Source organism: Desertibacillus haloalkaliphilus, from assembly GCF_019039105.1.
Classification (GTDB): Bacteria; Bacillota; Bacilli; order Bacillales; family KJ1-10-99; genus Desertibacillus; species Desertibacillus haloalkaliphilus.
The window spans coordinates 142,541-155,038 of the sequence record NZ_JAHPIV010000010.1; the positions used below are offsets into that span (position 1 = coordinate 142,541).

Annotated in this window: 12 protein-coding genes; 11 read left to right on the plus strand and 1 reads right to left on the minus strand. The window is 40.3% G+C overall.

All coding sequences use genetic code 11. From position 1 onward, the window contains the following. Positions 1 to 13: 13 nt before the first annotated feature. A complete protein-coding gene (locus KH400_RS12840; RefSeq protein WP_217225109.1) occupies positions 14 to 892 on the plus strand; it encodes a hypothetical protein in 879 nt (292 codons plus the stop codon). A 59-nt stretch (positions 893 to 951) separates the two neighbouring features. Next, positions 952 to 1,191, plus strand: coding sequence for a hypothetical protein (locus KH400_RS12845; protein WP_217225111.1), 240 nt, complete (start codon positions 952 to 954; stop codon positions 1,189 to 1,191). A 192-nt stretch (positions 1,192 to 1,383) separates the two neighbouring features. Here the strand turns inward: KH400_RS12845 and KH400_RS12850 are convergent, their stop codons facing one another. Next, complete coding sequence (locus tag KH400_RS12850) at positions 1,384 to 2,184, minus strand: hypothetical protein (RefSeq protein WP_217225112.1); 801 nt, start codon at positions 2,182 to 2,184, stop codon at positions 1,384 to 1,386. 298 nt (positions 2,185 to 2,482) lie between these two features. On the opposite strand from KH400_RS12850, the gene KH400_RS12855 reads away from it, so the two are divergent. The 9 genes from KH400_RS12855 to KH400_RS12895 all read left to right on the plus strand — a co-directional run bounded on the left by KH400_RS12855 (position 2,483) and on the right by KH400_RS12895 (position 12,498). After that, a complete protein-coding gene (locus tag KH400_RS12855) occupies positions 2,483 to 3,379 on the plus strand; it encodes a LysM peptidoglycan-binding domain-containing protein (RefSeq protein ID WP_217225113.1) in 897 nt (298 codons plus the stop codon). 154 nt (positions 3,380 to 3,533) lie between these two features. Beyond that, positions 3,534 to 3,695, plus strand: coding sequence for a hypothetical protein (locus KH400_RS12860; RefSeq protein ID WP_217225114.1), 162 nt, complete (start codon positions 3,534 to 3,536; stop codon positions 3,693 to 3,695). Between the two features lie 450 nt (positions 3,696 to 4,145). Continuing rightward, on the plus strand, positions 4,146 to 4,370 hold the full coding sequence (locus tag KH400_RS12865; RefSeq protein ID WP_369009379.1) for a hypothetical protein: 225 nt from the start codon (positions 4,146 to 4,148) through the stop codon (positions 4,368 to 4,370). A gap of 156 nt (positions 4,371 to 4,526) precedes the next feature. Further along, entirely contained in the window at positions 4,527 to 6,488 is a 1,962-nt protein-coding gene (locus tag KH400_RS12870; RefSeq protein WP_217225116.1) for a putative thiazole-containing bacteriocin maturation protein, read from the plus strand. After that, positions 6,488 to 8,428 carry a TOMM precursor leader peptide-binding protein gene (locus KH400_RS12875; protein ID WP_217225117.1) on the plus strand — a complete coding sequence of 647 codons (1,941 nt, stop codon included), beginning with the start codon at positions 6,488 to 6,490 and terminating at the stop codon, positions 8,426 to 8,428. Before KH400_RS12870 ends, KH400_RS12875 begins: the two co-directional genes overlap by 1 nt. 24 nt (positions 8,429 to 8,452) lie before the next feature. After that, positions 8,453 to 10,039, plus strand: coding sequence for a SagB family peptide dehydrogenase (locus KH400_RS12880; protein ID WP_217225118.1), 1,587 nt, complete (start codon positions 8,453 to 8,455; stop codon positions 10,037 to 10,039). A gap of 706 nt (positions 10,040 to 10,745) precedes the next feature. Next, positions 10,746 to 10,979, plus strand: coding sequence for a phosphatase (locus KH400_RS12885; protein WP_217225119.1), 234 nt, complete (start codon positions 10,746 to 10,748; stop codon positions 10,977 to 10,979). Between the two features lie 57 nt (positions 10,980 to 11,036). After that, on the plus strand, positions 11,037 to 11,498 hold the full coding sequence (locus KH400_RS12890) for a hypothetical protein (protein ID WP_217225120.1): 462 nt from the start codon (positions 11,037 to 11,039) through the stop codon (positions 11,496 to 11,498). A gap of 208 nt (positions 11,499 to 11,706) precedes the next feature. Further along, a complete protein-coding gene (locus KH400_RS12895; RefSeq protein ID WP_217225121.1) occupies positions 11,707 to 12,498 on the plus strand; it encodes a hypothetical protein in 792 nt (263 codons plus the stop codon).

Below are 12,498 nucleotides of genomic sequence, written 5' to 3' on the forward strand. Positions count from 1 at the left end.
AAAGGAGGTTACCATGGACCAAGATGCAAAAGAACTTCAATATCAACGGCAGAATGAAGTTTATAGTTTCCCACCGGTAAGTCCATATGTCCAGCCAGAAATGCCGTTTCCACCAGGAATTGGAGAATTCCCACCGGTAAGTCCATATGTCCAGCCAGAAATGCCGTTTCCACCAGGAATTGGAGAATTGCCACCGGTAAGTCCATATGTCCAGCCAGAAATGCCGTTTCCACCAGGAATTGGAGAGTTCCCACCTGCAAGCCCGTATATCCAGCCAGAAATGCCGTGGCCGCCAGGAATGGCAGAATTCCCACCTGCAAGCCCGTTTATTCAGCCAGAAATGCCATGGCCATCTGGAAGTACGACAACTTCTAGTGGAATCTATTTGAGAGATTCTCAGCCTGCTTTTCAGAGTATTCCTGCTAGTGAGTCAGATGTCTTCCCGTCGGGTAGTTTCTATCCGGTTAGAGGTACACAGGCAGGCTTTTCTACTACTGCTATCCCGGTATCGGCGAATCTAATTCACTCATATGCGTCAAAGTATGGGGGGCGTCCTCCAACAGAACCACCAAAAGAGGTGGTAGCAATCGTCAGAGAGTTGAAAACCAATCCGATGTTATTATACAGTGTGATTCGCGCCCGACCAAGAACTCTACAACATTTAATTATGATGATGGAGAGTGGAATTCCAATCCGTTCTTCTGATGAAAGCAGAGGACTATGTCCACCGGGATGGGAGATTGTCTTCTATATAGGTCCTGGCGGAAATCCTCAAGTTGATCTTGTCTTTAATATTCTTCCATTCTTACTACCAGGGGTTGTCGTCGGATTTGTTGCGCCATTCTTCTTCCTGCAAGTTATATCTGGTGTTCTTTTTGAAATATGCTTATAGGTATGGCATCGAAGATCAGAAGCATTTATGTATAAAAATTGATATGGAGGAAACAAAAAATGTATTCAGGGGTACCTTATAATGAACTATTACGGCAAGAGCAACTAGGGTACGAAGTAGTGCAACCAGGATTAATGCCATTGTATCCAGATCCAGGTTACGGAATGTACCCAGGATATGCACCAATGGTTCAAGCAACTGTAAGGCCAAGACCACGATATTGGCCAGTAGTACATCGACCACCGTTTTTGTTAGCTCCTTATTTTCCGTACATGGGACCTGTACCTACCCCATGGTAAATAAAAGGAAGTAGGAGATATAAAAGAAGATAATTTCATTACGTGTTTGTTCAATCGGTTCTTTAGTGGAACGAGCAAATCTTAAAAAAGTCGAATTCTTAGCGTAAGAAATTCGACTTTTTTTAAATTGAAAACTTTCAAAAAGAAATAATGTACTGTATAAAAAATCCATATATATATAAATTAATACAATCAGTTTCCACACCAAGTAATCGGCATTCCCGCATTACTGACAGTACCACTTCCTTCATCAAGGACAATGATATATCTTCTCACGGGATTGTTTAAGTTCGTGCAGCTGTACTTAGCGAATGTCGTGACCCCAGGATCCTGACCAGGCTCCTGAAGGATACCATCAGTACTTATCAGTTGTCCATTGGCATCAGTTTTTAAAGTTGTGATGTATTGGAGAGGCTCAGGAGTCAGAATAGGAGGAGGATAAACTGTTTCATCCCACACATAGAATGAGACTTGGTTGTTCGGACTAAAAGTCCCCCTGACATTTAATCTTAGTTCTCTATTACTTATCGTCTCCCAGACAGATATGCCATTGTTTGGAGTGGCAGGTGGATAAGCTAATGTACGGGCGGCAAGTGCGTTTTCTCTTCGGGCGCGTTCACGACTCTGGGGAGGGACGCATACATGATCAGTCGGTCGAGTCTCGCGCCAAACGAAGCCTTGCCTACACGTATCTGGCCCATAAGGACCGCCCCCTGGCTGCACTCGAGATGGACCCAGCGCATTTTCACGGGCAACCTCGTCACGAACTTGCGGTTCTACACATACAAAGTCATTAGGAGTTGCTTCCCTCCAGACATACCCCTGCTTACATGTATAAGGTCCATAAGGAAGAGGAGGAGCGGGTCTTTCGCCTTTTCCTTGTATTTGGGACTTCCTACTCACACACCCACAGTCCATTGGTGGAACTGCTACAGGTGTAGGTTGTGTGTTTGGGTAACCACTGTTATACATAAGTGGGTAATACCAATGCATAGTAACACTTCCTTTTACCTAATTCATAACTACTTTTAGAGGTGCTTCCCAAAAACTATCCTGCTTTCAATGTACGGTATTATCAATAAAAATAAAGTAATGGACATTTTGATGTAGTGTATGAAATTTGGTGATTTACCTGTCGAATATTACTTAAGGTGAGTTCCCTATTATAAGTTTATTGCTTAGTGGCATAAATGTTACTAATCAAGTAATATAAATGATTGTTTTCTTTAAATATAGACAAGTAAAAGAAGAATACAAGGTTTTAGAGTTAACGTAACTAGGGGGTCTTATCATGCTGGTACATGAAGTCAGAGCTAATGAAAATCTGCAAACAATCGCAAGGCAATATGGAGTGACAGCCGATGCGATTATGCAGGTGAATGTCATCTGTAATCCAAATCATCTGTTGCTAGGGCTGCCACTTGTCATACCACAAGATGAATCGGAAATAGCAGAAATTACGCCATGGAAATATGGAGCTAACCACTATTATGTTGTTGTCCCAGGGGATACTCTAACCTGTATCGCTAATCAAATTCCTCGAAATTCTGTAGAAGGGCTAAGAAAGTCCAATCGGTTGTATGGTACGAATCAGGTCAGCCCTGGAATGGAGTTGATACTCGGATTTGGTGGTATTCCCGATATTGATGCCTTGGTCGATAGGTGGACATTCCCTGTTGAGGAATGTCTAGATTTAATAGACGCGCTGCGGATTGGTTCTTTTGAACGCCTTTCTTACAGTTGGGAAGTGGTAGGGGAAAGAGGTGTTCCCTACCTTCTCCCCTTTTTACAACATCCATGCGAATCATTGCGATTTGGTGCAGTATTGAGCTTGGGTCGAATAGGGATAGGGATTGAAACAAGGGCTGGGTTAGAACAAGCTACACGTGATCGCGATCCTTTTATTGCGAAGATAGCAAGGCTCGGACTGAAACGACATCAACTAATCCCACGTTGGACAAAAAGAGTTCACGTTAACATCTTCGCGGTCGATTTGATGAGTAATCCAAACGAATATTCACCAACTACTCTCGTTCGTGAAGGTACACCATTCATTGTTCATCGATATAATGTTGGTGCAAGGCCGACAGCCACAGGTACGAACGTGTATGACTTAATACAACTGGTTGAAACTGGAGAAGTAGGCTATCTTCCGAGAGAAGGTCTCGCAGGTATGTATATGATCTAGAGTTCCGTTCCTATCTGACTACCTCTACTAGAATTAATATATGAAAATGGTAACCCCTTGCTAGGAAGTCATTTCTAGAGGGGTTACTTTTCGTTTCGGTACCAGGTTACCTTATTTTAAAAGGGAGATTGTACAGGTGGTATAGGTGGTGTAGATGGATAAGTTTGTAAAGGCGGTAGTGGCCGACATAATGGATGCCAAGGATACCTTAAACAAAGCCAATGATACCTTTGCTCTTGTCTGCTATCTTCTTCAAAATAATACATTTAATTACCTCACTTTATATTTAAAATTCGCTACTATTTTACGTGCATGAGCTGGATTGGTTGTCGTAGTTGTGTTAATAGGGGTGGCGTTCTATATCTTTGTCTATCATTCATTTTATTCACCTATTTCTTCATACTTTTCTTTATATACGTATTCACTTATTTTAGTCTTGGTGTCACCAGGGATCAAATTACAATAGAAGCAATGAGATGAATCTAACTACAACTATATTGAGTAATGCAGCGACGATAGCATTAGGTTTTTGATACAGTCTCGTCTGAATGATATTTTTGCATGTCTACTTTGAATTGAAGAAATATAATTAATTTTAGGCAGTGAAATTAGTAACAACCACCTAAAAGTAATCATATTTTGTTGAAGAGAGTACGGAATTATAACTTCGTTTAACTCTCCCATCAGGTGTAGGATTAACCTGATAATTCAATACAAAGGGGAAGATGAAATGCAAAATTTTCAAAATCAATTGCAAAATTTGGAGATGGATCAGTACCAAGTTGGTGAATTAAATCCTATGGATGCTTATAGTGAAAATGCACGCCAATTTGGTGCGTTTGGGGGCGGAGGCTTTCATCGTTGTGGCGGTTTTCGTTGCTTCAATTGCTTTAACTGTTTTAGATGTCATAACTGCTTTAACTGCTTTAACTGTTTTAGATGTCATAACTGTTTTAGATGTCATAACTGCTACCGCTGCGGGGGAAGGTAATCGACATTTTAAAAATAGTTTATTTAATGAAAAAAAGTGTCCCTGCCGCCATGATTTATCGCAGGGGCACTTTTTTAGTTAATCATAATGGACAAAGAAAACTACATAAAATGGTAGTGCATAATTTGAATCGATTTAGAAATCAGGAGGAGTTGAATGACTAAACTTAATGCTTCCACACGTTTGAAGGTAAAAAGAGATACATTTTATCTGCCTGATCAGGAAGGTGGTGTTTATTTTAGAAATAATGAAAGCTCATTCCGTATAAAAGGAAGTACCATCTATCAGTGGATTGAAACACTGATGCCGATGTTCAACGGGGAGCAAACATTGGGCGAACTGACTGAGGGACTAACTCCCTCATATAAGAAGAGAGTATATGAGATTGGAGAGACGTTGTACAAGAATGGATTTTTACGAGATACAAGTCAAGATCGATCACACCAATTAAATCGTACAGTTCTTGAAAAGTATTCTTCACAAATTGAATTTATCGAGAGTTTTTCTGATTCAGGTGCGTATCACTTTCAGCAATACCGTCAGAATAAAGTTCTGGCAGTCGGAGCTGGTCCCATTCTAGTTTCATTGGTGGGTTCATTAATCGAATCGGGACTCCCTAAATGCCATTACATGGTAACGGAACCAATGCCTACAAATCGACCCCGGATTTATGAACTGGTGGAAAGTGCTCAGAAAGATGATTCAGAGGTTGAGGTAAAGGAGGTCCCTTTTGTAAAAGGGGAGCATACTAGTTTTTTGAAACAAGCGGTACAGACTTATGATGTTGTACTATATGTCTCGCAGAACGGAAATGTAAATGAACTTAGGAATCTTAACTTCGTGTGCAAAGAGGAAAAGAAGCTGTTTCTACCTGCCATATGTCTAGAGCAAGTAGGGCTCGCGGGTCCAGTCGTTCACCCAGAATCAGATGGATGCTGGGAGTCTGCATGGCGCCGCCTTCATCAATCTGCTGTTCAAGTAGAACGGCAGCCGAACAATTCCTCTTCAACAGTCGGATCGATTCTGACCAATGTCCTCGTATTTGAATTTTTTAAGAAGGCTGTAGGAATTACAGGTTCAACGCAAAGTAATCAAATTTACTTGCTTAATCTTGAAACATTGGAAGGGAACTGGTTATCATTCATCACACACCCATTGGTTACCCCAACAAGGTTAACTCCGAGACTGATTGAAGACCTTAATAGTAAAATTAAACAGCAGTCGAACAGAAATACCACAACGAGTACCCTCTTGGAATATTTTAGTCGATTAACCTCTGAAGAGATAGGTATTTTGCATACATGGGACGAACGAAATTTGACACAGCTTCCTCTCGCACAGTGTTATGTTCAAGCAGTTAACCCGTTGACTAACGGACCAGCAGACCTTCTTTCGGAAGTTATTTGTGCTGGTTTAACACATGAGGAAGCCAAAAGACATGCCGGGCTGACGGGCATTGAAATGTATGTTACACAATTGATCGATTTAGATGTTGAGGGATGTGAAAATGAGAATGAATATATGGACTTGACCATCCCAGAAGGTTTATTGGGGATCGGAGCAGGGGAAACAATTGAGGAGGCTGTATGTCGAGGGCTGCAAGGGTATTTAGATGAAGAGTTGAGGGAAAGAAAGGCTGATCAGCCTAACACGCTCTTTGAATGGCAGCTGGGTTCAATAGAAGATAAGAAATGCAGAATTTATTTAGATGCGTTGACTACATTAAATGGTCAACCAATCATCGATGTAAGAGAGGATCTACTAGGCTTTCCAGTCATACGAGTAAGGTCTAATGATCGATGGTACACTAGGGCTGGTTTAAATCCAACGCTGGCATTACGAAATGTATTAGAGCAAGCACTTTTGGAAACTCAAAACACAGTGAATTCTCAGGTAGATAATGAGATGGAAACAGTCGAATTTCCTGAAAAAAAGAAAGCCAAACTCAACATTTCTTCTTGTGATGAATTAAGTCAATACGAGCTATTACAATCTTCCATGAACGTCTTAAAAGAAAACGGGAAACGCTTATTTGTTTATGATTTATCGTTCGAACCCTTTTTAAAAGAGAAATTAGCAGGTGTGTTTGGTGTACAGATTCGAGAGGAGGAATCGTAATGGCATCCCTAATTCTACTGGATGGAAAGGGCTTATTAGCGGATCTTGTCTATCAACAATTATCCGAAACCTATCATATAAAACGTCAAAGTATAGTAGAAGACGTTCCAGGTGAAACAGAATTAGCTCTGATGCTCCACGATTCCTGGCATCCATCGATTCATCAAAAAGCGGAAGAAAGATGTAGGGAAGCGGGTATCCCATGGCTTCGTGGTTTCATTTCGTTTGGGGAGGGAATTATCGGTCCATTCGTAAGCCCGAACACATCGGGATGTTCTTACTGTGCTGATATGCGGCGTATCATAGCGGGATCTGATCGACAAGAAATGTGGAAGCTAAAAGGGAGAATACCAGCAGAAGAAGGTATACTACAAGATGCGTGGGCATCACGAATAGGTCTGTCGCAAATGGCAGTTTTGATAAGTAATGAAGTAAGGAGGATTCTTCAAGGAGAATCCAGCAACTTAGAAGAAAAATTGTCCATTACAAACCTGAGAACGTTATCGAACTCTCTTCACATTTTTCTGCCTAACCCGTCGTGTCCGATTTGCGGTTCATTACCCGATGACACATTAGAATCAGCTCAAATTCGGTTAGAATCGAGTCCTAAAATCAATGGTAACGGTTATCGCACTCGATCGATTGATGAATTAAAAACAGTTCTAGTCAAAGATTATCTCGATTATCGTACTGGGCTCATGAATGGAAAAGTGCAGGATGTCAGGCTGCCTTTTGCTGATGTTTTAGTGAATATGCCGTTGTTTGGAGGAGATGAAGGAGTAGCAGGGAGGTCTAATTCTTATGAAATGAGTGAGCTGACTGCCATATTGGAAGGTTTAGAACGATATTGCGGAATTGAACCTCGAGGAAAAAAGACAGTCGTTCGTGATAGTTATCATCATTTAAAAAATAGCGCACTAAATCCTACAAGTGTTGGTCTACATGAAACGAATCAATATGAAAAGCCTGATTTTCCGTTTAAGCCATTTAAACCTGATGACCCGATGAATTGGGTCTGGGGTTACTCGTTCTTACAAGAACGTCCTATTCTAATTCCAGAGTTACTTGCCTACTATAGTTTGGGCTGTGGGGATGGTTTTGTCTATGAAACATCAAACGGATGTGCAATAGGGGGAACTTTAGAAGAAGCCATTTTCCATGCGATTATGGAGGTAGTTGAGCGAGATTCGTTCTTATTAACCTGGTATGCAAAGCTCCCCCTTCCACGACTTGATCTTCGTTCAGCTAACGATAAAGAATTACAGCTGATGGTCGACCGCATTACTGAGGTTACCGGTTATGACCTTTATTTTTACAATTCAACAATGGAACATGGGATTCCAAGTGTTTGGGCAGTGGCCAAAAACAGAAGGTCCAAGGGCGTAAACATTATTTGTGCAGCAGGTGCTAACCCTGATCCTGTTAGGGCTGTAAAAAGCTCGATTTACGAGCTTGCAGGGATGATGTTTAGGGATGATGAAAAATTGGAGAGAAACCGACAAAAATATAAAAGGATGCTTAAAGATCCGTTTGCAGTTCGTACGATGGAGGACCATGGTATGCTATACGGTCTCAAAGAAGCAGAGGAACGATTTAATTTTTTATTTGATGATCAGCGTCCTTTACGTACGTTTGCTGAGGAATTTAAGGAGCCAACGGCCAATACTGATTTAAAAGATGATCTTCTGGATGTTCTTCAAAGGCTCCGGCGTTTTAACCTTGATGTTATTGTGGTTGACCAAACATCAACGGTAATTAAACGGAATGGATTATTCTGTGTAAAGGTGTTAATACCCGGCATGTTACCAATGACATTTGGGCACCACCTCACCCGTGTGAAAGGGTTGGAGAGGGTACTCACGGTACCGATGAAACTAGGATTTGTGAACAAACCGTTATCTTATGAACAGCTTAATAAATTCCCCCATCCATTCCCGTAATGGAAGAGTAGGAGGGTAAAAGATTTGGAGCTAGAAACGTTTCTACATCAATTACATTTTGAAACGGATAAAACCTTCCCCTCAGATTGGCAGGTAGATTGGCAAGATGCGCCACTACCCTATAAATTGTACCGCGGTTTACCTGAGATCGCTCTTACTGCAGAAGTTCCCTTAACACTCAAGAAGAGAGAAGTTGATCTAAACCCTAGTCTTGAAGAACTTGGTCATTTCTTATGGTATGTTTACGGTCTGAATCAATGTGCTCAGTCTACTTTAATTGATGGGACCATGGAAAAGAATGTGAGCTTTACTCAGTCTTTACGGAGATTTGTTCCCTCAGGAGGGGCCTTGTATCCTAATGAATTATATGTGTATGTAAAGCTGGATGACGCTCCCCAAGGGATTTACCATTACGATGTGGCACATCATCGTCTTATTTTGTTGCGAGAGGGAAACTACGATTTCTACTTATCTAGAAGTATTGACAATGGTCTTCCTCTTATGGATTGTTTTTGCATCGTTTTTGTCTCAACCGTTTTTTGGAAGAATTTTTATAAATACAATAATTTTTCCTATAGACTCCAAGGGTTAGATGCAGGTGTGTTAATGGGGCAGTCATTAGAAGTGGCCAATCGGATTGGGTTCTCTACACGGGTATGCTATCAGTTTCTTGACCGCTCTATTAATCATTTGCTTGGGTTATCCGAACAAGAGGAAAGTGTATATGCGGCTATCGCATTAAGTATAAAACCATCCATTACTTGTGTTGATAAAAACCAAAAAAGAGAAGAAATAATTTCCGCATCTGAATTGTGTTCGGAAGTCCCAGTGTTGAGACATGATACCTATCATCGTTCAAAGAGAGTGTTTGATTATCCGATGCTGAGAAAACTTAATGAAGCATCGATGTTTGACACAACGCAGTCATTTATGAAAATAAAAAAAAATAATTGTGCGAAAAAACTATCCTTAGCTAGGGAGATGGTTTTGCTGCCATTTACGGAGTGTTTTTCGTACGATCTCGCATCTGTTTGCAGGAAGCGGTATTCTCCTGATAGCGATTTCATCTTAGGAAAAGTAAGTCAGACACAATTATCTACTTTATTAAAAGAGACATTTACTTTCTCGTATGAAAATGATCTTGATGATACACAGGATCAGGTTGAGAATCGTGTCTCTTTATATGGCAGTTTTTATAATGTAGAGGGAATCCCTAATGGTGCCTATTCTTATGACAATAACAATCATGCACTTCGGAGAATAACGAAGGGGGATTACCGGGAGTTTTTACAATTTGGATTAACCATGCCCAATGTGAATTTGTATCAAGTTCCACTCTGTTTTCATGTAGTTGGAGATAAGGATCACCTCAAAGAAATATTGGGGTATAGAGGATACCGTATCCAACAAATGGAAGCGGGCATTATCGTGCAAAGGCTGCTCTTGGTGTCGTGTGCTTTAGGAATGGGGGGGCATCCGTTGTTAGGATTCGATGTAAACCAATGTGATGAGCTCTACAGGATCGATTCGAAAGGAAAAACTAGCTTGATCCAAATTCCTATCGGACCATACCGTCCACGCGCTTGGTTAAGAGGGAGTTTGCTAACCTAAATAAGGTAATGGAGGCTGGAACAAAAGGTTGGTTTTTACCTTTTGTCCCAGCCCTTTTTTAAGATTAAATAAACAAAAATGTATCATAGCAGTTTAGTAGCTAATCATCGTTCAGGTCAACAGGCTTAGTATCACAGGAAGGGGGGAAAACAATGTGGTGTGAAGGATTCTGAGATCATTTTTTATTGATTGGTATTTCCATTGAAGAGTAGATATGAGGTGTTAAACTCCAAATGAATGGAAAAAAGGGGCAAGACAGGTTTCATGACCGACAATAGCTAATGCAGCCAACGATGAAAAATATCCATTAGAAGAATTGTATTCATTGAAAAGAAATAGGAGAACATAGATGAAAAAAATCACCCTTCTTGCCGTATTATCGGCTTTTATTTGGATGTACGAAAGTAGTAAAGTAATCTTTAATGAAGATCTAGGGCAGGCGATCCACTCAATGACTGATGGAGCCAATAAAGGTCAATTTAACATAAGAATCTGCAACCATGTTCCCACCATATACGAGCAGAGATGCAGTTGTAGAACGTATGGGCACCAATTTTGAAGGAGCCAATAGTGTGGATTATAACGAAAACTCTTATCTATTAGTCTTCTTATCCATGTCAACCTTAACAAAGGTGGGTGTGGTTCTTGCCGTTTATCGTGTTGATCGTTTATGGGGGAAATACTGAAGATTTGGAGGTTGATGGAAATGAAAAATATACATATTGGAATATCTCTCTTCTTTGTAAGTGCAATTCTTTACGGGGCCACTTTAATTTCAGCGTCTATCTATGCTCAAGCGTTAGCTGAGACAAGTTGGGATGGTCGCTACGGTATTTTCGGTACTGCAATAAGAGAAGTAGGAACGTTGCCGTTATTGATTGCTACCTTGTTAGTTATTATAGGAGTATACTTTGTTGTGCAATCTTTAAGGCAAAAGTGAAAGTGCGATCGTTGCAATGGAATGAAGATACCTAGTCATAAAAGGGGGAATTTGTTTTTGTTTAAGCTAATGAAAAAGTATGCAATGTTTATCGTAATCCTTTCTACGATAGCTGCATGTGCAGAACCAGGACCATCGGTGGATGACCTTCATCTTCCGTTTGCTAAATATGAGCCAGACCCTTCACAAGAAAGTATTGGAGTAGGTGCTACCATAGAATTTTTTAACGAAACTGATAACGCGGTGGATACATACGGGCACTTAAAAGTATCGTTTCATTCCTCATTCCTTGAAGAATATCGGCTTACAAGAGATGATCGGGTGCATTTTGAAATCAAGGGAACGGATATAACAGGTACGGTTAGTGAACGAGTAAGAGCGAATTTAACCGACCTTCCACAAGACGTTCTGCAAACAATCGATGATGAAGAACCATTAACTGTACTCGTGCACATCAGTGACGAGTTAATTGCAGAAATTGCTTTGATATACAGGACGCCAAGTATACCGAGCATCTAACTTCTTACGACATAACAGATTAGACTTGATGATCAAGAGAATGTTCAAATTAGAATTACATATGGTAGGTACTGCTGTTGCTAAATGTACATAAGCAGTTGTCTTCCTTGCTTCCTTCAGAAATGATAGTGGTCGAGCTCACTATGAATAGAAATTCCAAATATAGTAAAAATTAACCTTAACTTAAAAAAGTTGAGGGGTATACACGATGAATAACTTTAACCCAACAAATAAGGAACGTCGATTTAAAGCATACGTCAGTTCCATTGGTACTACACAGCTACATTTACGTAATCCATATATCATTGCTTGGTGGTCAGCAGCCTTCCCGGGGTTTGGTCATCTTTTATTATCAAAATATTTAAGGGGCTATGCCCTTTTTCTGTGGGAGATTCTCGTTAATAATATGGCTAACTTAAATCATGCGATGGTCTATTCTTTCACTGGGAATATCGGTATGGCAAAAGAAGTTCTTGACCCAAGGTGGCTGCTTTTGTATATACCCGTATACCTCTTTGGAATATGGGATAGTTATCGAACAACGGTTGATATGAATAAAGTATTCATGTTGGCAGAAAGGGAGAATGCTGATTTTCCTACATACACAATTGGTGCTTTTGAAGTCAATTATTTAGATAAAAGAAGGCCATTGATGGCAGTGATATGGTCACTCTTTACTCCTGGTTTGGGGCAACTATATATTCATCGAGTACTAACCGCTATTTTTACAATGGCGTTTATGATTGTTTTTGTGTACTCTTCTCAAATCCTTGTTGCGATTCACTATCTGTTTTTAGGAGAAATTGCACAAGCCACACAAGTGATCGATCCGCAGTGGTTCATGTTTATACCTTCTCATGTTGGATTTGCTGTATATGATTCTTATGTTAATACGGTTGAAAACAATAAGCTATATGAAAGTGAACAAAGAAAATTTTTGAAAAACCATTATCAACAGCTCCGTGTAAGGTTCCCAGCATCAGTAAATGAGGTGAAATAA

Bases quoted from the DNA above. Each gene is read 5' to 3' on its own strand.
- KH400_RS12840 (WP_217225109.1), top strand. From the start codon at position 14: ATGGACCAAGATGCAAAAGAACTTCAATATCAACGGCAGAATGAAGTT.
- KH400_RS12845 (WP_217225111.1), top strand. From the start codon at position 952: ATGTATTCAGGGGTACCTTATAATGAACTATTACGGCAAGAGCAACTA.
- KH400_RS12850 (WP_217225112.1), bottom strand. From the start codon at position 2,184: ATGCATTGGTATTACCCACTTATGTATAACAGTGGTTACCCAAACACA.
- KH400_RS12855 (WP_217225113.1), top strand. From the start codon at position 2,483: ATGCTGGTACATGAAGTCAGAGCTAATGAAAATCTGCAAACAATCGCA.
- KH400_RS12860 (WP_217225114.1), top strand. From the start codon at position 3,534: ATGGATAAGTTTGTAAAGGCGGTAGTGGCCGACATAATGGATGCCAAG.
- KH400_RS12865 (WP_369009379.1), top strand. From the start codon at position 4,146: ATGGATCAGTACCAAGTTGGTGAATTAAATCCTATGGATGCTTATAGT.
- KH400_RS12870 (WP_217225116.1), top strand. From the start codon at position 4,527: ATGACTAAACTTAATGCTTCCACACGTTTGAAGGTAAAAAGAGATACA.
- KH400_RS12875 (WP_217225117.1), top strand. From the start codon at position 6,488: ATGGCATCCCTAATTCTACTGGATGGAAAGGGCTTATTAGCGGATCTT.
- KH400_RS12885 (WP_217225119.1), top strand. From the start codon at position 10,746: ATGAAAAATATACATATTGGAATATCTCTCTTCTTTGTAAGTGCAATT.
- KH400_RS12895 (WP_217225121.1), top strand. From the start codon at position 11,707: ATGAATAACTTTAACCCAACAAATAAGGAACGTCGATTTAAAGCATAC.